Annotated in this window: 17 protein-coding genes and 1 tRNA gene; 11 read left to right on the forward strand and 7 right to left on the reverse strand. The window is 43.2% G+C overall.

Annotated features, from left to right (window positions below; translation table 11 throughout):
• Window positions 1–9: 9 nt before the first annotated feature.
• Window positions 10–2025, reverse strand: coding sequence for a hydrogenase 4 subunit B (gene hyfB / locus M5X66_RS15980; RefSeq protein ID WP_036949171.1), 2016 nt, complete (start codon window positions 2023–2025; stop codon window positions 10–12).
• Complete coding sequence (locus M5X66_RS15985; RefSeq protein WP_036949169.1) at window positions 2025–2642, reverse strand: 4Fe-4S dicluster domain-containing protein; 618 nt, start codon at window positions 2640–2642, stop codon at window positions 2025–2027. Before M5X66_RS15985 ends, hyfB begins: the two co-directional genes overlap by 1 nt.
• 472 nt (window positions 2643–3114) lie before the next feature.
• On the opposite strand from M5X66_RS15985, the gene fdnG reads away from it, so the two are divergent.
• The 3 genes from fdnG to fdoI are packed head-to-tail and all read left to right on the forward strand — an operon-like array spanning window position 3115 to window position 7763.
• Entirely contained in the window at window positions 3115–6162 is a 3048-nt protein-coding gene (gene fdnG / locus M5X66_RS15990; RefSeq protein ID WP_071992123.1) for a formate dehydrogenase-N subunit alpha, read from the forward strand.
• Between the two features lie 9 nt (window positions 6163–6171).
• Entirely contained in the window at window positions 6172–7110 is a 939-nt protein-coding gene (gene fdxH, locus M5X66_RS15995) for a formate dehydrogenase subunit beta (RefSeq protein ID WP_036949168.1), read from the forward strand.
• Window positions 7107–7763 (forward strand): formate dehydrogenase cytochrome b556 subunit, encoded by a 657-nt coding sequence (gene fdoI / locus M5X66_RS16000; RefSeq protein ID WP_036949167.1) that lies wholly within the window; start codon window positions 7107–7109, stop codon window positions 7761–7763. The genes fdxH and fdoI overlap by 4 nt, the downstream gene beginning before the upstream one ends.
• A gap of 78 nt (window positions 7764–7841) precedes the next feature.
• Here the strand turns inward: fdoI and M5X66_RS16005 are convergent, their stop codons facing one another.
• Window positions 7842–9218, reverse strand: coding sequence for a rhodanese-like domain-containing protein (locus M5X66_RS16005; protein WP_154599681.1), 1377 nt, complete (start codon window positions 9216–9218; stop codon window positions 7842–7844).
• 8 nt (window positions 9219–9226) lie between these two features.
• Window positions 9227–10219, reverse strand: a complete 993-nt coding sequence (locus M5X66_RS16010) for a YeeE/YedE family protein (RefSeq protein WP_036949164.1) — start codon at window positions 10217–10219, stop codon at window positions 9227–9229.
• Between the two features lie 506 nt (window positions 10220–10725).
• Here M5X66_RS16010 and M5X66_RS16015 point away from each other — a divergent pair.
• The 4 genes from M5X66_RS16015 to M5X66_RS16030 all read left to right on the forward strand — a co-directional run bounded on the left by M5X66_RS16015 (window position 10726) and on the right by M5X66_RS16030 (window position 14017).
• A complete protein-coding gene (locus M5X66_RS16015) occupies window positions 10726–11562 on the forward strand; it encodes an HNH endonuclease (protein WP_196712487.1) in 837 nt (278 codons plus the stop codon).
• A complete protein-coding gene (locus tag M5X66_RS16020; protein ID WP_108478873.1) occupies window positions 11559–11960 on the forward strand; it encodes a (deoxy)nucleoside triphosphate pyrophosphohydrolase in 402 nt (133 codons plus the stop codon). The genes M5X66_RS16015 and M5X66_RS16020 overlap by 4 nt, the downstream gene beginning before the upstream one ends.
• 98 nt (window positions 11961–12058) lie before the next feature.
• A complete protein-coding gene (locus M5X66_RS16025; RefSeq protein WP_270103730.1) occupies window positions 12059–13315 on the forward strand; it encodes a DUF4225 domain-containing protein in 1257 nt (418 codons plus the stop codon).
• Window positions 13316–13672: 357 nt separating this feature from the next.
• On the forward strand, window positions 13673–14017 hold the full coding sequence (locus M5X66_RS16030) for a cell envelope integrity protein TolA (protein ID WP_154610095.1): 345 nt from the start codon (window positions 13673–13675) through the stop codon (window positions 14015–14017).
• 182 nt (window positions 14018–14199) lie between these two features.
• Here the strand turns inward: M5X66_RS16030 and M5X66_RS16035 are convergent.
• A tRNA-Leu gene (locus M5X66_RS16035) sits at window positions 14200–14284 on the reverse strand.
• A 419-nt stretch (window positions 14285–14703) separates the two neighbouring features.
• Here M5X66_RS16035 and ampH point away from each other — a divergent pair.
• Both ampH and M5X66_RS16045 read left to right on the forward strand, forming a co-directional pair.
• Window positions 14704–15930 (forward strand): D-alanyl-D-alanine-carboxypeptidase/endopeptidase AmpH, encoded by a 1227-nt coding sequence (ampH, locus tag M5X66_RS16040; protein WP_154599684.1) that lies wholly within the window; start codon window positions 14704–14706, stop codon window positions 15928–15930.
• Window positions 15931–16171: 241 nt separating this feature from the next.
• Window positions 16172–16684: a hypothetical protein gene (locus M5X66_RS16045; RefSeq protein ID WP_036949157.1), complete on the forward strand. Its 513-nt coding sequence runs from the start codon at window positions 16172–16174 to the stop codon at window positions 16682–16684.
• A 92-nt stretch (window positions 16685–16776) separates the two neighbouring features.
• On the opposite strand, the gene lptG is transcribed toward M5X66_RS16045, so the two are convergent.
• On the reverse strand, window positions 16777–17853 hold the full coding sequence (gene lptG / locus M5X66_RS16050; RefSeq protein WP_270103731.1) for an LPS export ABC transporter permease LptG: 1077 nt from the start codon (window positions 17851–17853) through the stop codon (window positions 16777–16779).
• The gene (lptF, locus tag M5X66_RS16055) at window positions 17853–18950 is read right to left on the reverse strand and encodes an LPS export ABC transporter permease LptF (protein ID WP_036949152.1); all 1098 of its coding nucleotides are present in this window, start codon (window positions 18948–18950) and stop codon (window positions 17853–17855) included. The genes lptG and lptF overlap by 1 nt, the downstream gene beginning before the upstream one ends.
• 276 nt (window positions 18951–19226) lie before the next feature.
• Here lptF and pepA point away from each other — a divergent pair, with 276 nt between their 5' ends.
• Window positions 19227–20738 (forward strand): leucyl aminopeptidase, encoded by a 1512-nt coding sequence (gene pepA, locus M5X66_RS16060; RefSeq protein ID WP_036949149.1) that lies wholly within the window; start codon window positions 19227–19229, stop codon window positions 20736–20738.
• Window positions 20739–21262: 524 nt separating this feature from the next.
• The gene (locus tag M5X66_RS16065) at window positions 21263–21712 is read left to right on the forward strand and encodes a DNA polymerase III subunit chi (protein ID WP_036949276.1); all 450 of its coding nucleotides are present in this window, start codon (window positions 21263–21265) and stop codon (window positions 21710–21712) included.
• Window positions 21713–21730: the final 18 nt, after the last annotated feature.

The raw sequence follows: 21730 nt of genomic DNA on the forward strand, positions 1-21730 counted from the left end.
TTTCTCTCCTTACGCCGCAATCACAACAAGCAGCACGATCAAGGCCGCGACCACATACAGGCAATAGAGCCTGAAGTCCCCGCCTTGTAGGCATTGCATGCGTTTTGCTATTCGGTTAATCACACGAACCAGCGGGTAGATAATTTTTTCATCCCAGAACGGTTCTACCTTCCCTGCCCCCTCTTTCGTCACTTCTAAGGTTTGCGCTAAACGCGCTGAAGGGTCGAGCTGAGTACGCAGGCGATACAGCGGCGCAAACATAGAACGCAGCGGCTGGGTAAAGCCCCCCGCTGATACCGACATCTCTTTTTCCCACGCATAACCACACGCCCATGCGTCCCCTTTACGGCGCGCGTCGAGCTGTTTGCCTTTAAATACCATGTAGATAATCAGTGGAATGATTGGCAGCGCTAGCAACAGGATCAAGGTCATGGCTGGTGAAATCATCGCTTGAGATGCGCTGTTTGGTACCAGCATCGCCCCTTGCGCCACAGTGATATCGGTGGCGTGTGTCAGGGACATTGCCACGTTGGCTAAGACCGGAGCGATATAGGTCGCGCCTACACCTAAAATCACACAGATAGCGGCTAAAATCAGCATCGCGGCGGTCATTGTCCATGGCACTTCGCGAGCATGAGTGGCTTGCTCACTGCGAGCACCACCGCAAAAACTGACGCCGTACACTTTCACAAAACACATTGCCGCCAACGCCCCGGTGATGGCTAACATCACAATGGCGATTGGACCGCTGATGCGCATAATAAAAGTGCCTTCGTGACTCATGGAGAATAGCGATTGGTAGGTGTACCACTCACTGACAAAGCCGTTGAGTGGTGGCAGCGCGGAAATCGCCATACAGCCGATTAAAAACGCGGTTGCGGTCAGTGGCATTAATTTGGCTAAGCCACCCATTTTTTCCATATCGCGGGTATGCACACGGTAGATCACGGCGCCCGCACCAAGGAACAGTAATCCTTTGAAGACGGCGTGGTTAAGCAAGTGGTAAATCGCACCGAGCAAACCAATGGTCGCAAGCACTGGCATATTGTTTGCCATGCCGACCATCGCCACACCAACCCCCATCAAGATAATCCCGATATTTTCGACGGTGTGCCATGCGAGTAAGCGTTTGATGTCGTGCTCAGCCAGTGCGTACATAACCCCAAGAACCGAGGAGACTGCACCGAATGCTAGTACCACAATACCCCACCAGCCTTGAGTGGCACCGAGTAAGTCGATACCTACTTTGATAATCCCGAAGATACCGATTTTTACCATTACACCAGACATTAATGCTGACGCATGAGACGGTGCTGCGGGGTGAGCTTGCGGTAACCAACTGTGAAGTGGGAGCATCCCTGCTTTGGCGCCAAAGCCAAAAAATCCCAATAAAAAAACGATGGATGCCATCGCTGGTGAAAGTGAAAGCTGGCGGAAGGAATCGAAATCTAAGCTGCCACTTTCACGCCACATTAAGAAGAAGGCGATCATAATTAAAATCGAACCGGCGTGGGCAATAAAGAAGTACAGCAGACCCGCGCGGATGGATTTGTCATCTTGGTCGGCAATCACTAAGAACCAGGAAGCCAGTGACATCATTTCAAACAGGATGATGAAGTAAAAGGCGTTGTCCATCACCACCAAGGCCACCATCGAAGCGATAAACAGGTTCAGGAAGAACCCCATGCTCCACGCGCCGCGACCGCAATATTCCTGAACATAGTTTAAGGAATATAAGGCGCTGACGGTCACCAGCAGCGAAATCACCATCACCATAAAGGCGGCGAGGCTATCGAGCCTCACGACAAAATTGGCGAACGGGAATGGACCTTGGGACAGGTAAGTAAGCACTTCCCCGCTCATTAGCACAGGAATTGAGCTGCACAAGCCCAGCACGCCGCCGATCATGGCAGCAATTCCCGCGACATAAATGGCGAGCTTTTCTTGGCGTTTAAAGAGCAACGAAACAAAGCCACCTACCGCGTAGAAAATCACCGACCATAAAAGTAACTGAAGAGGTGTCATTATGGGTTCTCCCGATCAGCAACAAAAATGTCGAACTCTGGCGGCATGGCATCGACAGATGCGCTGCGGCGTTTGGCACTTTCGTTTTCGAGTTGGTGTTCTTCCACCAGATGGAGGGCATCGGTTGGGCAGACTTTGACACAAGCTGGCCCTTCGTCACTGAAATCACACAGGTCACATTTCACGGCGACATTGCGGATCCCTGCGTTCCACGCCAGGAAAGGGTTCATGGTTGGGAGGCTATCTGGCACATCTAATAGCATCTCTTTTGGGACATATTGTTCAAAGAAATCAGGTGTATCTACTGGTTTGCTGCCTGACGGTGTGATTGCCCCAAATGGGCACACCAAACCACACAGTTTGCAGCCAATGCACAGGCTTTCATTTAGCACAATCATGTCATTTTCGTGGGTGATGGCATTGACCGGACACACACGCGCACACGGGGCATCGTCACATTGACGACAGAGCATCGGTGCGGTTAGCTCGCCAACTTTGACCACCTTTAGTCGCGGATGTGTTTGTAATCCTTGGGCTTTATGCGTTTCTGAGCACGCCGCCATGCAAGTGTTACATCCGATACACAGTTGTGGGTCTGCAATTACAAAGCGATTCATTCGCTTTCCCCTCCAATAAAATCAGTCGGATCTTAAGTTTGTTGCAGACACCTAAGCATTTTTTGTGCCAGAAATAATAGTGTTGTTTATCAGTTAGTTGGCTTTTTACTAGGTAGGAGTTCGACAGTAATGACGATGGGGAAATTTTAAAAAAATTAAATAACTAACTTACCCCTATTTTTAAGAAGATAAATAGTGACTAAAACGCTATTTCACGATCACTTTTTGATTATTATTGGTTAAATAATATGTTGTTTTTTATGTGTGGGTATGACCATATTATTAATATGGATTTATTTTTTTTAACCTTTATAATTCGCTCCCATCATTTTATGTTGTAGTTCATTACATTGAGTTCTTATGATGCTCAGGTCTGTCTTGAATGATTGAAAAATGAAAACCCACTCTGGATAGGCTGTTTTTTTTAACTGCCTAGCCTTGGTATTTCTAATCAATTTACAAGGAGACGCTGATGCAAGTCAGTCGACGGTCTTTTTTTAAAATTTGTGCGGGTGGCATGGCTGGAACCTCTGCCGCACTACTCGGTTTTGCCCCTAATGTATCCTTTGCAAGCACTCGCCAATATAAACTATTACGCTCAATAGAAACCCGAAATAACTGCACTTACTGCTCAGTAGGCTGTGGCATCTTGATGTACAGCCTAGGTGACGGCGCCAAGAATGTAGATAAATCCATTTACCATATCGAAGGTGACCCAGACCATCCGGTTAGCCGAGGCTCTCTATGCCCAAAAGGTGCCGGTCTTATCGACTATATTCATAGTGAAAACCGCTTAAAATACCCTGAATATCGCAAAGCAGGTTCCGATAAATGGGAGCGAATTTCATGGGATGAAGCGATAGATAAAATTGCGCGATTAATGAAAAAAGATCGCGATGATAACTTCGTGACTCACAATGAAAAAGGCCAAGAAGTTAACCGCTGGCTGACAACGGGTATGTTGTGTTCATCTGCGGCAAGTAATGAAACTGGTATCCTCGATAATAAATTTTCGCGGTCACTCGGCATGTTAGCCATCGATTGCCAAGCCAGACTTTGTCACGCACCGACTGTTTCGGCACTTGCCCCTACTTTTGGTCGTGGCGCCATGACCAATAACTGGGTCGACATTAAAAATGCCAACGTGGTTTTAATCATGGGTGGCAACCCCGCAGAAGCGCATCCAGTTGGTTTTAAGTGGGTTATCGAAGCCAAAATTAAAAATAATGCCAAAGTTATTGTGGTTGACCCACGTTTTAACCGTAGTGCCTCCGTCGCAGATTTGTACTCCCCTATTCGTGCAGGTTCTGATACCGCATTTTTATTAGGCGTTATCCGCTATCTCATTGAAAATGATAAAATCCAACATGAGTATGTGAAAGCCTATACCAACGCACCTTTAATCGTTCGTGAAGATTATCAGTTTAACGATGGTCTCTTTAGTGGCTTTGATAAAGATAACCAACAATACGATCGTAGTTCTTGGCACTATGAAACGGATGAAAATGGTCATGCTCTAAAAGATAAATCTCTTCAGCACCCACGCTGTGTCTGGAATTTATTGAAACAGCACGTAGCTCGCTATACGCCAGAAATGGTGACGACGTTATGTGGCACGCCAATTGAAGATTTTATTTATATTTGTGAACAACTTGCATCAACCTCAGTCAACAACCGCACTGCCACGATTTTGTATGCACTCGGATGGACACACCATACTGGTGGCGCTCAAACTATCCGTACCGCAGGTATGATCCAACTGTTACTGGGTAATGTGGGAATGCCTGGTGGTGGCGTCAATGCGTTACGAGGACACTCAAATATTCAAGGTTATAGCGATTTAGGGTTGTTATCTTTAAATCTTCCGGGCTATATGCCTTTGCCGAATGAAAAACAAACTTCGCTACAAACCTATTTGTCACAAATCACCCCAAGCGCAATTGTGCCAGACCAAGTCAACTACTGGAAAAGGACACCCGACTTTTTTATTAGCTTAATGAAAAGTTTTTGGGGGGATAGTGCGACAGCAAGTAATGAGTGGGGCTATCACTGGCTACCGAAGTGGGATAAAAGCTACGATATTATGGCTCAAACCCAGATGATGATTGATGGGAAAATGAATGGCTATATTGTTCAAGGTTTTAACCCTTTAGCGGCTTTCCCTGATAAAAATAAAAGTAGTGCAGCGCTCGCCAAGCTCAAATATTTAGTCATCATCGACCCACTGGTGACTGAATCTTCTAACTTCTGGCAAAACCATGGCGAAATGAATGATGTCACTACCGCAGATATCCAAACTGAAGTTTTCCGCCTCCCTTCATCTTGCTTTGCTGAAGAAAACGGCTCGATAGCAAACTCTGGTCGTTGGTTACAATGGCACTGGGCGGGCGCGCGCCCACCAGCTCAAGCATGGCATGACGGTAAAATTCTTGGGCATTTATTAATGCGCTTACGCCAACTTTATCGTGAAGAAGGCGGCGTTTGTCCTGAACCGTTGATGAATCTCTCTTGGAACTATATTGACCCTTATGATCCTCAACCCGAAGAGGTCGCTAGAGAAGCGAATGGTCAAGCAATGCAAGATATCTTTGATGATTCCGGCAAATTATTACTGAAGAAAGGTCAACAGATTGATGGTTTTCATCAACTGAAATCTGACGGTTCTACTGCCAGCTTTTGTTGGGTTTATTCCGGTTGCTGGACAGAAAAAGGCAACCAAATGGCAAACCGCGATAACGCTGATCCATCCGGATTAGGTTGTACGCCGGGTTGGGCGTTTGCTTGGCCCCAAAATCGTCGAGTACTTTATAATCGCGCATCCGTTGATCCAAGTGGTAAACCGTGGGATGAAAATCGACAACTGATTAAATGGGATGGCACAAAATGGGGAGGATTTGATGTTCCCGATTTTAGTAACGCGCCACCAGACAGTGGTGTTGGTCCCTTTATTATGCAACCTGAAGGCGTTGGCCGCTTATTTGCCGTGGATAAAATGGCCGATGGCCCATTCCCCGAATTCTATGAACCCTTTGAATCACCGGTAGAACATAATTTATTGCACTCCGCGGTTTCTCGTAACCCCGTTGCTCGGCTGTATAGCTATGATGCAGACCATTTAGGTAACGCCAAAGATTTTCCGTATGTGGCAACAACCTACTCCATCACCGAGCTATTTCGCCACTGGACAAAACATTCTCTGATCAATGCCATCGCGCAGCCAGATCAGTTTATTGAGATTGGCGAACAGCTAGCCTTACAAAAAGGTATTCAACAAGGTGACGAAGTCCGAGTCAGCGCCAAACGCGGTTTTATTAAAGCTAAAGCGGTCGTCACCAAACGCATTCGACCGCTCACGATTAATGGAAAAGTCGTCGAAACCATTGGCATTCCGTGTCACTGGGGCTTTGAGGGAGCAACACAGAAAGGTTTCCTCGCTAACACATTGACGCCATCGGTTGGTGATGCGAATGCATTCACCCCTGAATATAAAGCGTTTTTAGTCAATGTTGAAAAAGCCTAAGGAGAAATTATGTCAATGCAATCTCAAAATATTATCCGTCGCTCTGCGACTAACTCCTTAACGCCTGCGCCTCAAGTTCGTGATTATCAGGAAGAAGTTGCAAAACTCATTGATGTAACAATCTGTATTGGTTGTAAAGCTTGCCAAGTTGCGTGTTCAGAGTGGAACGATATTCGGGACAAAGTCGGTACGAATATCGGTGTTTATGATAACCCTATTGATTTAACAGCAAAATCATGGACTGTTATGCGTTTTTCTGAAGTTGAAGAAAACGGCAAGCTAGAGTGGTTAATTCGTAAAGATGGCTGCATGCACTGTGCAGATCCCGGATGTTTAAAGGCCTGCCCAGCAGAAGGGGCTATTGTGCAATATGCGAATGGGATTGTTGATTTCCAATCTGAACATTGCATTGGCTGTGGTTATTGTATTGCAGGTTGCCCATTTGATGTGCCTCGCATCAATCAGGATGATAACCGCGCCTATAAGTGCACGTTATGCGTTGATCGTGTCGATGTTGGTCAAGAACCTGCTTGTGTAAAAACCTGTCCAACGGGTGCTATCCATTTTGGTAGCAAGCAGGATATGAAAAACCTCGCACAAGAGCGTGTTTCAGAATTGAATACCCGTGGCTATCAACATGCTGGGCTTTATGATCCACAAGGAGTTGGTGGAACTCACGTCATGTATGTTCTTCATCATGCAGATAAACCTAATTTGTATCATGGATTACCTGAAAATCCTGAAATCAGTGAAACGGTTAAATTCTGGAAAGGAATCTGGAAGCCGCTTGCTGCTGTTGGTTTTGCTGCAACGTTTGCGGGGGCGGTTTTCCATTACTTTGGTATTGGACCAAACCACACAACCAAAGAAGATGAAGAAGAAGCGCTTAAAGATATGGAAGCCGCTTCTAAAACGGAACAATCCGAACACAAAGAGGAGCAACCATGATGAAAAAGAACAGTGATGAAATCTTACGCCATACTCCGTCAGAACGTATTAATCACTGGCTAGTGGTCATTGCCTTTGTATTTACGGCATTCAGTGGTTTGGGATTCTTTTTCCCCTCATTGAATTGGTTTATGAATATTTTAGGTACTCCACAATTATCGCGGCTGTTACATCCCTTTGTTGGATGCCTCATGGCGTTCATGTTTATCTTCATGTTTTTCAGATATTTGAAGCATAACTTTGTGGATAAACAAGATCTTATTTGGGCAAAGAATATTCATAAAGTACTGCGCAATGAAGAAGCTGGCGATATCGGCCATTATAATCTTGGTCAGAAAGGTATTTATTGGGCGCTTAGTCTCTGCCTCATTATCTTAACCGTCAGTGGCATTATTATCTGGCGACCTTATTTTGCCGATTATTTTTCTATTGGCGTGATCCGAATTGCGCTACTGGCTCATTCAATATCAGCGATAGTGTTGATCATTACCGTTATCGTTCATGCTTATGCGGCTTTTTGGGTCAAAGGCTCAATTCGTAGCATGGTGGAAGGCTGGGTAACGCGGGGGTGGGCAAGAAAACATCACCCACGCTGGTATCGTGAAGTCTTAGAACAAGAGAAGTCAAAAGAAGATAATAACCCATCGCACTAAGTTAATTTGAGGTCATATCATGGTAGTGATTGTTCTACCATGATATTTCCCCACTTTACCGTTTAACCAGAGACCTGATTAGCTTTTACAAGATTGTCCCGGTTTTTTCACGATTTCGCCAAAGTCATTCAATGCGCTTGGTTTGGTGATTTTACTCTGCGCATTATTGAGTACCGGTAATTCAGGATCCATTTGCCATGCATTCCAGCCGCCATCATAGATCTGGCTATTTTCCCATCCCGCCATTTGAGTCATAAACCATGAAACACTGGCTCTCCACCCTGTACCACAATAAAAAGCAACGTGGTCTGATGGCTCAATGCCTTGTGTTTTCCAAAGGGCAAATATCTCTTCTGGATTACGTAACGTGCCGTCAGGATCATAATAGTCAGACATATCGTTCGCGTTTTTACCGCCAAATCCCCAGATAGCCCCAGCAGGCTCGCCTTTACGTGGAATATAATCATACCCCGTAATTTTCCCCGTATACTCATCCCAAGTACGATTACTGATTAGCTTTAATCCCGCTTGTTGTGCTTGTATCGCTTCCGCAGGCATAGAAATGTTGACCTGAGGATTTGCTGGAATAGATGTCCCAAAATCTGTAATCGGTACAGGTATATTCATCACGGTTTCTGTTGGTAATTCCGCATCAACCCAGACATTTAAACCGCCATTAAGAAAGCGAACATCTTCCACACCCGCCCATTTTAATGCCCATAATACGCGTAATGCGGCCATCTGGTTTTCAGAATAAACCACCACTGGCGTATCCTTATGGATACCATTTTTCAATAAATTATGTTCAATCACATTCGGTTCGGATAGGTTCCATACTGGCCCATTTTCAATCCAGTCAGTATTAAAATGGTAGGCACCTTTAATATGAGTAGAATACGATTTTGACTGCTCCGCATCCCCCCAAGAGACTTCAAAAATGATAGGCTTTTGGTCACTGGTATAGCTTTCAGGTTTTTCGCCCTTCAGCGCCGCATTGACCCAGCTTGGCGAAACACTCATCCAATAATTGGGATATTTATCCATCGGATAATCTGCATTGGCATATTTAATGAACTCTTTAAATGCGAGTACCTTATAACCTTTAGCTGCAAATTCTGCGGTGACGCGTTCTAAATCATCGAGATTGCTATCATAGAAAACCAGTGTTTTTTCTTTGGTAATTCCTTTTTCTTCCACGAAGTGAGTAAACTTATCTTCATCAATAAAGTCCAGCCAGCCCGTCGTAAATTGCATAGCGCCTTGTATATGACCACCACGCGCAGCGTCTTTATCTTTAAAACCAAAAAATAGGCTATCTGGTCGGGTATCGATAATAAGATAATCTGGATTATTTAGATTCTTCGATAACTCATCAATACTAATATCTTTTACTACGGTCTGATCACAGCCCGACAACCAAACTGATAATAATAAAATGGCTAATTTTGCCTTCATTTTTTTTCCTATATTCTGCACTGTGTCGGTCTGATGAAATAACTTGTGAGCCAAACACCCGCCATCACCATAAATGTTGAAATCCACCCCTGCCAAGAGAAATAGGCGGTTGCCACCAGTGAGTTAGTGACGGTGCATCCTCCCGCTAGTGTTGCCCCTATTCCCATCACAACTCCACCCATTAGGCGTTTTACAACCGTTTTCCCGTCAGGGGGCAATGTTAATGCAAACTCACCTCGGAGCTTGGCGCTGATCATGGAGCCTGCTAAAATACCAATAACAAATAAGGTTCCCCAATTAAGGTAACGCTGCTGACCAGTGACGAGATATTGAACCACATTCGCAGAAGGCACTGAGATCCCAAAACCAAAATTACGTCCACTTTCCGCACTCAAATACCAAGCAATAATCCCGAGGATCCCAATAAATACCGCCGTTAAGTTAAGGGGTAATTGCTTATATTTTCCTAATGGCGGAGGTGAATAGCGCGGGTGGCGATGCTGATAAATCAGTAAGCCAATCGTGACGATAATTAATATCGCAACCAGATACCACGGAGAGATGTTCAATGTTTTATCGATGGTATCAATCTGTGCTGGGTGGGTTAATAACGGGTCAATCCAATGCTTTAAACTTCCTTTCCAAGCGGATGCCATCGTGACAATAAACGCAAATAATGTGAGCCATGTTCCAGTTAACCCTTCACCAGAGCGGAACCAAGCCCCGCTGCCGCAGCAACCTGCTAATACCATGCCTACACCAAATAAAAAGCCACCGATAATTGTGGCAGTTACAGGTAATGTGCCTTCTGGAATCGTTATCAATCCCATTGATTGCAAAGCAAAAAATCCAACCGCTTGAATAGAGATAGCAATCAATAGTGCCGTAAGAAAACGCGTATTTCTCTGATAAACAATATTTCTGAAGCCAGAAACAAAGCAAAATTGTCCTGACTGGAGTAGCGCACCAAAAAGTAGACCAATAAATAAGCCACTAATCATGAACTAGCCCCTGTGGTAATGTAATAAGCTGCATAGGTATTTCTCAATAGTTATTTTAGAAATCAGAAGAATCAATAACGAGCTTGGGAGAGTCGTTTTAGCCCGATATTTTAATACTTCACAGATTTTCCTATGATAGCGCTTAATGAATTTGGTTGAAGCTTGTTAACTTGTTTTGCATCAATTTTAGAAGGGAAAAGTACAGATCGGTGATATTTCAGCCAACACGATTTCAATCAAAGGACTACGTGCTAGGGTCTCTATTTATAAACCTCTATTTATAAATAGAGTATTCGCCTTAATTTAAACCCGATAATACAGTTACAATAACTTTTAAAGGAAAAAAGCTTTTCATATACCCAAAGTCATTAAGATATTCTGCAAAATTAAATATACACATTATTCCAATGCTCAACCATCACCTGTAAAGTATAAAAGTTAATTGGGCTAGTAATTATTCAAGATTTGTTAATGCTGAATATGCTAAGAATGGAGTAAAGAATATTGTGTATAAATATAATGATCTAAAAATAGGCACAAAAATTAACAATGCAGAGCTCTGTGAAATATTTGGATGTAGCCCCCAAGGCGGTATGCGTCGTGCACACAAAACAAATACTTTAATTATTATCTCAAACCACATCAAATCTATCTACGATGACCGATGGTCCAACAATGTGCTTCATTATACCGGCATGGGTACTAAAGGTGATCAAAGCCTAAGCTTTCAACAAAATAAAACCTTGGCAGAATCAGGAACTAACGGAGTTTCCATTCACCTATTTGAGGTATTTAAAGACCAAGAGTACACCTATATGGGTGAAGTTATTCTTGACGGTGCTCCATATCAAGAAACACAACCTGATGAACAAGGAAAGCTTAGAAAAGTGTATATCTTCCCGTTGACACTCATTTCAGGCGAACGGCAAGTTCAGCAAAAAGATAGAGACAACATAGATAATATTAGAGCTCACAAAGCAAAAAAATTATCTATCGAGGAGCTTCAAAAATTAGCCGCTGGAAATGGAAAAGTAGCGACTTGTTATCAGCAACAATCGACAAATTATGAGAGAAATATTTGGATCGCTGAGTTGGCTAAAAGATTAGCGAAAGGACAATGTCAACTTTGTCTTCAACCCGCTCCGTTTAAAAATACTAAAGGCGAGCCTTATCTGGAAACACATCATATCGTTTGGCTTTCCAAAGGTGGTGATGATACATGTGAAAATACCGTAGCCCTATGCCCTAACTGCCACAAGAAAATGCATATCGTTAATAATGACGAAGATATTGAGACTCTAAAAAACCGAAATAAAGAATTATTAGAAGCGAACAACCAATGATCAGGAAGCATATTGAAGTCGTCGCTGCTGTGCTGAAAAATAAAGATAAGTTTCTAGCCGTGCAAAGGGGCTTCTCGAAGCTAGATTATATTAGCCATAAATGGGAGTTCCCTGGCGGCAAAGTAGAAGTAGGTGAAACACTTGTTGAAGCAATTACCAGAGAACTAAATGAAGAGTTAAAAATTACAATTACCGACCCAAAGTTTTTATTAACTATCGAACATAGCTACTCTGACTTTGATATTACAATGCATTGCTTTGTCATTGAATTACCAAATAGAACGATAAATCTTACAGAACACATTGATTTTATTTGGCTTTCTAAAGAAGAATTAAGAAAAGTAGATTGGGCATCCGCCGATATTCCTGCGGTAGAAAAAATCCTAACAACATTTTGAGTGTATTTATTCCGAATAATAAAAAATAGCTTGTTAATTGCCTATTGATAATCAACAATCTCATTTCACTTAAGTTAACCAAAGGAATGGTGATAAACATGGCTATAGGCTATTTTTTACGAGTTGGCGATAAAACAACATGTGGCGGTCAAATTTTAACCGGTGACAATACCTTTATATTTCATGGAAGATCCGCTGCACGTCAGGGCGATCTAGTCACCTGTGGAAAGCACTCAGGAACATACAACATACTTGGTGGCGTTAACAATGTATGGGGTAATGGTAGAATGATGGCAGGAACACTGGATAGCTTCAGCTCCTGCCCATGCAAAGCAAGACTGATAAACTCCATCACCGATTGCTACAGTAAAGAAGATGAACCGATGTCTCGCGCATATAGCCCTGTAGCTACCGAGGCTCCTATTCAGCAACCAATTAGCCAATCAAGTAATCATTACGGCCCTCCTATTATTGCCAATGATAGCAACAAAATTAGAATTGATGCACAACACCTGATTGACTGTGCAGATGAGCTATGTGAAAAACATCTCTATTATCCTGAAGTAAAAAGTGAATTTAAAAGCGATGTTGAAAATTTTGCTTATCAAATTGTTGATCAGGTTGAGTCTGGTCAAAAAAGCTACGAGCACGGTTCTGCCGAATTAAAACAAGAAGAAAAAGATCTATACCAGCAATCCGCTGATTGGGTCTTAAATGGGCTATCAATACTTGGTGGAATGGCTATGGTTGGTACTGGTATCGCCTTATGTTCCACAGGTATGGGTTGTATGCTTGGGGCACCTTTAATCGCTCATGGGGCGAATGGTATTTATGAAGGCGGCATTGGTTTTTATGAAGGCAATAGTGATGTTCAGGGTCCATTACGTGAAGGTTATAAGTCAGCAGCTAAAGCACTAGGGTTTAAAGAATCTGTTGGCAATTTAGCCTATGACCTTGTTGATTTTGGTATTTCCGTTAAAGGGAAATTAAAGCTAATTCCTAAACTAAATGAATATGGAAATCCAAAGAAAAACTTATTCTTTAAAGAATACGCGCAAAAAGATCTAGAGCATGCTTATAAGCAAATGAGCAGTAAATTTCTAGTATTTGAAATGATTAGTGATGCAATCTCTATTTCAAAGCTTAGGGATGATGTCAAAAGTATGATGGTCTATGATAAGGATACAGGCCAAACTACATTAGTCATTCGTGAACCTGAAAAAATACAAAATGTAAAAGAAATCGTTGAAGACTGTAAGTATGTATTTGTATTTGGAGGCGATGAACCAAGCTATGTTGAATGTACAGATACTGATGGAAATAAATATAAAGACAGGGAGATCCCTGAATGGTAATAACTTATTATCTAACTGTCTTTTTGGGTGTTTTAGTTTTTTTCTTTATAAGGAAAAATCTAAAAAAACAATTACGATCAGATAAACTTTATAATGTAAAAAGAAAATCAGCTATTTTATTCTTTTATTTCATTGCGATATATAGTGGCATCAATCTAACAGTAGAAAAAACACTAAGTACTGAAAATACTATATTTCATTTTTTATCAATCTTTATGCTATTTTTGTTTGTTTTTTTTATCTGGCAATTTGAAGCAATACAGAAACGTAACTAACTGAAAGTACATTACTTTCAGTTAGATGTTACTAAGTTTCAATCCCAGAAAAATTAGAGATACAAACCCGAGGTTGTTTTTCATGAAGAAGTATTTTTTATTTTTTAGCATTCTTTTTACTGGGCACTTAAGTGCAGCACCAACCGACAATCATCCAATGGATACCTATGCTTCGAATGTCCAAAAATCTATTCAGAGTCGGTTTTATGATGTAGACCTCTATAAGGGAAAAGAGTGCGAAATTAAGGTCACTCTCGATAATGACGGCAAATTAATTTCAGCTATTGCCCATGATAAAAATAGTAACAATGACAAAAAGCTTTGCATTCGAGGTATAGAGCTAATTGAAAACACTCAATTTCTACCTACCCCAGAAGATAACTTAACATCAGATAAAAATGTGTTTTTTATTATTCTTCGCCCATAGGAATTATTCTATTGAGTAGGATATTGGTTGCTCGACCTTAACTACTATCGAAATATCCGCACATCTATAATCATTAACAATGATTACTTGATTCTTAAATTTGATAGATGAAAAAACAAAGGAAAAAACCAACAATTCACAAATTCCAGACATAAAAAAAGACGCTCTAAGCGTCTGATTTTTGGTGCCGAAGGCCGGACTCGAACCGGCACACCCGAAGGCGGTTGATTTTGAATCAACTGCGTCTACCAATTCCGCCACTCCGGCACGAAGTGATGTGTTTCTTGGAAAACGGTGCCATTATACTTGCCTTATGCTGACTGGCAACATTTATCTTGAACAATCAGGTTGTTCGATTAAAAAAAAAGCACCTGAAAAAATCTTTCCATAAAAAGCGCAATATCCCCTGTTATGTTCAACAACATTTGAATATCTATGCTAATTTTCCTAAGAGTATTTTCATTGTCTTAACCCTTCGGTGACTGGCGACAAAGCGTAATTTTTGTTAGTTTATCCGCACTCTTATGTAAAATAATAAAGGCATATTTTATGAGCTTTGTTGGATGGATAGCCACTGGTCTGGTTATTGGCATCTTAATTGGTATCGTCATGAAAATTTTCTCAAAGAAAAAATAAATATTGGCTGAAAAGCCTTTTATAAACAATCATATCGGCTGGCTTCAAACATGAAGAAAACATTTCTTAAAATTTTGTCGGTATCCGCACTGTCTGCGGCATTGATGGCCTGTTCCTCAACGACAGAAAAAACCGCGCAAAGCTCACCAAGTGGCATGCTTGCAGGTAACTCCGAGTGGCAAATATTCGAAGGCGATAGAAGAACTTACGAGCGTGTCACCAAAATCGTCGATATGTATGCAAATCGAATTTATAACGAAAGTGATGCCCGAGGCATGGCTATTATCGTTATTGATAATAACCAAACTCTCGCTCGCTATTATGGTGAAACCGCGCCGGGTAATGGACAAAAACCGGGTCCGAACTCCCTGATCCGCATTGCTTCTGTTAGCAAATTAATGACCAGCGAAATCTTAATTAAGCTGGAGCAAGATAAAAAATTAGCGATCACCGACCCGCTACAGCAATACAGCTACAACGGTGTTACCGTGCCTGATAACAACAGCGGGCAACCTATCCGACTGTATCATTTAGCGAGCCATACCAGTGGCTTGCCTCGTGAACAACCGGGTGGAAAATGGGGTCGCCCTGTCTTTATTTGGCCAACTCAAGAGAACCGTTGGACATGGCTGAAAACCGGTAAACTCGATTTTACACCGGGTACTGAAGCCGCTTATTCCAACCTCGCCTATGATTTACTCGCTGATGCGATGGTCAAAGCGACGGGGCAGTCATACCCGCAATTGTTCAGCAAATACGTGACATCTCCGGCGAAAATGACGGATACCACCTACACCCCAAGCAAAAGTCAGTGCGCCCGTTTAATGGAAGGCACCAAGCCAAGCCCTTGCCATAACACCCTTGCAGCAGCAGGAAGCGGTGGTGTGTATTCTACTCCGGCAGATATGCAAAAGTGGATGCAGCAATTTTTATCTACGGATAATAACCTACGTAAAGCGACCGCAGCCCGCGAGCAAGGTATTTTCTTCCCCCGTGAAAAGCTGTTAGATGCCAAAGGAATGGACGTTGCAGGTTATGCGGATGGATTGGGTCTTGGCTGGGTATATATGAAGCCTAAAAACGGTATTCCTGGGATCTACCAGAAAACCGGCGGCGGCGGCGGATTTAATACCTATATGGCGATGATCCCACAGCAAAATATTGCGGTATTCGTGGTGATGACTCGTAAAGATGGTAGTAAGTTCAGTAAGTTGACCGCAGGTGTGAATGATATGGTTGCTTCATTATCATCTAACCATGCGTATGGGAAAAATTGAAAGGGTACCGCCGACGCGATTAATGCACTGGCGAGTTATGCCCCTACCTTAAAACGCGGATTTGTGCGCGTACTTACGTTTATCGTGACAACTGCCTGAGCCCTTCAGGCAGTTTTTTATTCGTTGTTATTTTTGTTAGACGACTGCTTTTTTTGATAGACGTCTGCTTTTTATGCAATATTTTAGTATGACCTTTCGCTACTCTTAGGCCTTATTACTTATGATTAGCAAAGGAACTAAGATGAAAATTATCCCGCTTTTCGCTCATAACATAGTGCGCCCCAGCTCCGTAAAATCAGGAAGGAACACTATTTCTGAATTAGTACAGCAACTCAGAAATGTACGTAATCATCCAGAAATCTGTCCACAACCTAAAAAACCAGACTATGTCGAAATAGATTTTTCAAGACTGGTTAATGAAAAAGCGGATAATCCGAACATTGAAGCAACGGCTGAGTATAAAAAGTTACTCACAGATACCATAAACGAAGCAAAGCAATCATTCATTCAAGCAACCAGGCAAGCAACCTGGAAAAATGCTTACATGATTGAAAAATCATACAGTGCCAATGGCGGTGCTTTCTCTTATGCACAACAGATTGCCAACAAGAGTGGAAAAAATGTGATTGGCATTATCGGTGAATATACATCTCAGACGAAACAAAAAAGGATCCAGCAAGTATTATTTAAGCCACAAGGAAAAATTCAATCGATGCTGAGTAATTTCGGTAATTTTATCTTCAGCAGAAAATGAGTGTGTTCTTGAAGTGGAGAGTTGCCATCAGCAATAAAAAAGGCTGTAAAATCATTCGATTCTACAGCCTTTTTCAATTTAAAGGGAAGGGACTATTTTCGTTTCACTAACAAGAAGATACTCACGCCCAAGAACAAGACACTCGGCAGCGCTGCCGCAAGTACTGGCGGAATGGAATAGACCAAACTCCAGTTACCAAAGCCTTGGTTTAAGATGTAGAACAAGAAGCCGCCCACAATCCCTGAAATCACACGCACACCCATTGGAACCGTACGCAGAGGTCCGAAGATAAAGGAAACCGCCATCAACATCATGACTGCCGCAGAAAGCGGCGCTAGGATTTTTTGCCACATACTCAGCTGATAAACCGAAGCAACTTGCCCACTCTCTTTCAAATAGGTGATGTACTGATACAGACCGCGAATCGAAAGCGAATCCGCATTCAGAGAAACAATGCCTAATTTCTCTGGGGTTAAATTGGTTTTCCAATCATAAGTTAAACGCTGTGAACCCGTAATTTTTTGCTGGCTACCCAAGATAGATTCTTGAACTTGGGATAACACCCACAGCTTTTTATTCGCATCATAAGTTCCGCGTGCGGCAAACATCACAGACTGTAATTTGCGATGGTCATCGAAGCGATAAACAGAAACATCTTGGATGGTGCTCGCATCTTTAATACGTTGGATATAGATAAAGTCATGGGCATCTTTCGCCCACATGCCTGAATCCGTAACCACCAAAGAGCTACCAACAATTTTTTCTGCACGATAGTTACGCGCCCACTGCTCGCCTGCAGGTGCAATCCACTCCCCCATGACCATCGTAACGATAACCAATGGAATCGCTGTTTTCATCACAGACATCGCAATTTGCAAACGGGTAAAACCCGACGCTTGCATCACCACCAGCTCACTGCGGGAAGCTAACGCGCCTAACCCCAGCAATGCGCCCAATAATGCCGCCATTGGGAAGAAAATATCGATATCTTTGGGAACAGTTAATAAGGTAAAAACCCCTGCGCTCATTGCTGTGTAATCACCGTCACCCACTTTGCGAAGTTGCTCGACAAACTTGATGATCCCTGAAAGCGAAACCAACAAAAACAGCGTCATCAAAATCGAATTGAGGATGGTTCGACCGATATACTTATCTAAAACACCAAACATCAGGCAACCCCTCTTGTCAACTTAGCACGCACTTTGCGCATTGGTACGGTATCCCATAAATTCAGTATCACTGCTAATAGCAAGTAACCAAAGTTAACCGCCCACATTGCATATTTAGGGTCGATATCCCCCTTATCTGCGCTATTACGTAACGTACTTTGTAATAAGAAGAAAATCAGGTACAACAGCATGGCAGGGATCATACTGAGCACACGCCCTTGACGCGGGTTGACCTCACTCAGAGGAACCACCATCAACGCCATGACCACCACAGAGAATACAATGGTTAGACGCCAGTGGAATTCAGCATTGACCTCAGGATTGCTCTCATTCCACAGCTGCATCATGGTTTTTTGTTCCACTTTATCCGTACTGACATCTGTGGCTTTATGGTCAACAACGGCTTGGTAATTTACGAAGTCAGTGATGCGGAAATCTCTCAGCATTGCCGTGCCTTCGTAGCGAGTACCTTGGTCTAGCACCACCATCTGGCGACCATATTCGTCTTCTTTCATATAACCGCTATCCGCGACCACAACGGAAGGACGCTGCTCATTGGCTGTACGCAACTGAGCTAAGAAAACATTTTTAAAATCATTGCCTTTGACTTCGCCGATGTACAACACAAAGTTGCCATCTTTGGTGGTTTTAAACTGCCCTTCCACCATCGCCGCTAAACCGGGGTTGGCTTTTGCATCTGCCAAAACTTGTTCTTGATACTGAGATGACCAAGGCAACATCCAAGTAATATTGGCAACGGCGACTAAGGCAGTTAATGCAGCAAGTACCAGCGCCGCTTTCACAAGCACACTTTTACCTAGGCCGCAGGCATGCATCACAGTAATTTCGCTTTCTGTGTACAATTTGCTGTAAGTCATCAATAGCCCAAGGAATAGGCTCAAAGGTAAGATAAGTTGCGCCATCTCCGGCACACCCAACCCTAATAATGGAAGAACTAAATTCGAAGGAATATTCCCCTGAACAGCGGCACCTAAGATGTCGATGGACTTTTGACTAAAAAAGATAAGCAGCAGGACAAAAAGTATCGCCAGCTGGCTTTTCAGGGTTTCCCGAACCAAATATCGAATAATGATCACGCTTATTACGCCTGTGAAAACTTGTCTTTTGGGATGAAAATGGCTAAGTTCGTTCTATGACAGCCATTTACTAAAATATACTCTGGTTTATTGTTTGGCTAGAATGATATAAAAGCATTATCTATACTAAGTGCTATATCGGAATATGCTTAATATAAGCGAAACTAGGTATTTGCTCAATTTAACACAAAGAGTTCATTCTCTATAAGCCAGATCATGCGAAAGGCTAATTTTAACTGGAGCATCGACCTTTGTCTTTAAGATTCAGGAGAACGCATGGAGTTTAGTGTAAAAAGTGGTAGCCCGGAAAAACAACGTAGTGCTTGCATCGTTGTCGGAGTCTTTGAACCACGCCGTCTGTCCCCTATCGCTGAACAGCTGGACAAAATTAGTGACGGATATATCAGCGCCCTGCTGCGCCGCGGTGAGCTTGAAGGTAAAGTAGGTCAATCCTTGCTGCTGCATCATGTGCCTAACGTTCTATCTGAGCGTATTTTACTGATCGGTTGCGGTAAAGAACGTGAACTCGATGAGCGTCAATTTAAACAAATCATTCAGAAAACTATTAGTACTCTGAATGAAACTGGCTCAATGGAAGCCGTTTGTTTCTTGACTGAGTTACATGTAAAAGGTCGCAACAACTACTGGAAAGTTCGCCAAGCCGTTGAGACAGCGAAAGAATCCCTGTATGTCTTCGACCAGCTGAAAAGTAACAAAACTGAACACCGCCGTCCACTGCGTAAACTGGTCTTCAATGTACCAACGCGCCGTGAACTGACCAGCGGTGAGCGTGCTATCGCCCACGGTTTAGCTATCGCCTCTGGCGTTAAAGCGGCTAAAGATTTGGGTAACATGCCACCAAATATCTGTAACGCTGGCTATTTAGCATCACAAGCTCGCCAACTGGCAGACATTTCTGACAGCAAACTGACTACTCGCGTGATCGGCGAAGAGCAAATGAAAGAGCTGGGCATGAACGCGTACTTAGCAGTGGGTCAAGGTTCTCAGAACGAATCTCTGATGTCCATCATGGAGTACAAAGGCAACCCAGATCCAGAGTGCAAACCAATTGTACTGGTCGGTAAAGGTTTAACCTTCGACTCAGGCGGTATTTCCATCAAGCCTGCTGATGGCATGGATGAGATGAAATACGACATGTGCGGTGCCGCGACCGTTTACGGTGTCATGCGCTTTATCACTGATCTGCAACTGCCAATTAACGTCGTCGGCGTACTGGCTGGCTGTGAAAACATGCCGGGTGGGCACGCATATCGTCCTGGTGATGTCCTAACCACTATGTCTGGTCAAACTGTCGAAGTGTTAAACACGGATGCGGAAGGTCGTTTAGTCCTGTGTGATACCCTGACTTACGTTGAGCGTTTCGATCCAGAACTGGTTATCGATATCGCCACATTAACAGGCGCATGTGTGATTGCTTTAGGTAGCCACTACACTGGTTTAATGTCCAACCACAACCCACTGGCTCACGAGCTGTTAAATGCTTCAGAGCAAGCTGGCGACCGTGCTTGGCGTTTACCGTTAGCTGACGAATACTATGAGCAAATCAGCTCTAACTTTGCTGATTTAGCGAACACGGGTGGTCGTCCGGGTGGTGCTATTACCGCAGGCTGCTTCTTAGCACGCTTTACAGGTAAATATAACTGGGCGCACTTGGATATCGCAGGTACTGCATGGCGTTCAGGAAAAGCTAAAGGAGCAACCGGTCGTCCGGTTTCTATGTTAGCTCAGTTCTTACTGAACCGCGCTGGCTTAAATGGTGACGAGTAATTTCAATTACGATTAAACATCGCCATTGATTAAGTTGTTATTATAATATCCCGATGAGCAGGTTCTGCGATTCGGGATATTGTTTTTAAGCAACAAGCAGTTAGGTCACACTCACCACACCATTTTGAGGCTGTGGTAAAAACGAGTATAATTCAGCGCAGATTTAATCTTGCTGCGACCTTGGGAGCATACATAAGTATGTGATCGAGGCGAAAGAACGCAGCCCCCCCTACAAATTGAAGTATGACAGTTTACGGTTATACCCTAGATAATTCAGTTTGTAGGTAGGCGGCAAGTGATTGAGACCTTGGGAGCATACATAAGTATGTGACCGAGGCGAGAGAGCGCAGCCAACACCCCTACAAATTGAAGTATGACAGTTTACGGTTATACCCTAGATAATTCAGTTTGTAGGTAGGCGGCAAGTGATTGAGACCTTGGGAGCATACATAAGTATGTGACCGAGGCGAGAGAGCGCAGCCAACACCCCTACAAATTGAAGTATGACGGGTACAGACGGGTATATGAAAAAAGGTACATTCTACCAACTCCAACAGCCCTCCCCACAAGCGGAATATGAAGCCCACGAATGGCTCGCTTGTGAACTTGCTGCAGAGGCATGGCGCAACGGAAAACGCGTTCTGATTGCCTGCGAGGATCAGCTGCAAGCTGAAAAAATGGATGAGGCGCTTTGGCAACGGGATCCTCACCAGTTTGTACCTCACAATTTGGCGGGGGAAGGTCCTCGTTATGGTTCGCCGATCGAAATTTGCTGGCCAAATAAACGCGGCAATACACCTCGCGATATCCTGATTAATTTACAAAGCCAATTCGCAGATTTTGCAACGGCTTTCCATGAAGTGATAGACTTCGTGCCTATCGATGAAACTTTAAAACAGTTGGCGCGTGACCGGTATAAAATTTACCGGAGCGTCGGCTTCAATTTGACCATGGCGACGCCGCCAACTTACTGAACACAAAGATAAAAATGG

This window comes from Providencia sp. PROV188 (assembly GCF_027595165.1).
In the GTDB taxonomy this organism is placed as follows: domain Bacteria; phylum Pseudomonadota; class Gammaproteobacteria; order Enterobacterales; family Enterobacteriaceae; genus Providencia; species Providencia lanzhouensis.

What these genes read in the sequence shown, in the direction of transcription:
- hyfB (WP_036949171.1), bottom strand. Translation starts at nt 2,025, where the DNA reads ATGACACCTCTTCAGTTACTTTTATGGTCGGTGATTTTCTACGCGGTA.
- M5X66_RS15985 (WP_036949169.1), bottom strand. Translation starts at nt 2,642, where the DNA reads ATGAATCGCTTTGTAATTGCAGACCCACAACTGTGTATCGGATGTAAC.
- fdnG (WP_071992123.1), top strand. Translation starts at nt 3,115, where the DNA reads ATGCAAGTCAGTCGACGGTCTTTTTTTAAAATTTGTGCGGGTGGCATG.
- fdxH (WP_036949168.1), top strand. Translation starts at nt 6,172, where the DNA reads ATGTCAATGCAATCTCAAAATATTATCCGTCGCTCTGCGACTAACTCC.
- fdoI (WP_036949167.1), top strand. Translation starts at nt 7,107, where the DNA reads ATGATGAAAAAGAACAGTGATGAAATCTTACGCCATACTCCGTCAGAA.
- M5X66_RS16005 (WP_154599681.1), bottom strand. Translation starts at nt 9,218, where the DNA reads ATGAAGGCAAAATTAGCCATTTTATTATTATCAGTTTGGTTGTCGGGC.
- M5X66_RS16010 (WP_036949164.1), bottom strand. Translation starts at nt 10,219, where the DNA reads ATGATTAGTGGCTTATTTATTGGTCTACTTTTTGGTGCGCTACTCCAG.
- M5X66_RS16020 (WP_108478873.1), top strand. Translation starts at nt 11,559, where the DNA reads ATGATCAGGAAGCATATTGAAGTCGTCGCTGCTGTGCTGAAAAATAAA.
- M5X66_RS16025 (WP_270103730.1), top strand. Translation starts at nt 12,059, where the DNA reads ATGGCTATAGGCTATTTTTTACGAGTTGGCGATAAAACAACATGTGGC.
- M5X66_RS16030 (WP_154610095.1), top strand. Translation starts at nt 13,673, where the DNA reads ATGAAGAAGTATTTTTTATTTTTTAGCATTCTTTTTACTGGGCACTTA.
- ampH (WP_154599684.1), top strand. Translation starts at nt 14,704, where the DNA reads ATGAAGAAAACATTTCTTAAAATTTTGTCGGTATCCGCACTGTCTGCG.
- M5X66_RS16045 (WP_036949157.1), top strand. Translation starts at nt 16,172, where the DNA reads ATGAAAATTATCCCGCTTTTCGCTCATAACATAGTGCGCCCCAGCTCC.
- lptG (WP_270103731.1), bottom strand. Translation starts at nt 17,853, where the DNA reads ATGTTTGGTGTTTTAGATAAGTATATCGGTCGAACCATCCTCAATTCG.
- pepA (WP_036949149.1), top strand. Translation starts at nt 19,227, where the DNA reads ATGGAGTTTAGTGTAAAAAGTGGTAGCCCGGAAAAACAACGTAGTGCT.
- M5X66_RS16065 (WP_036949276.1), top strand. Translation starts at nt 21,263, where the DNA reads ATGAAAAAAGGTACATTCTACCAACTCCAACAGCCCTCCCCACAAGCG.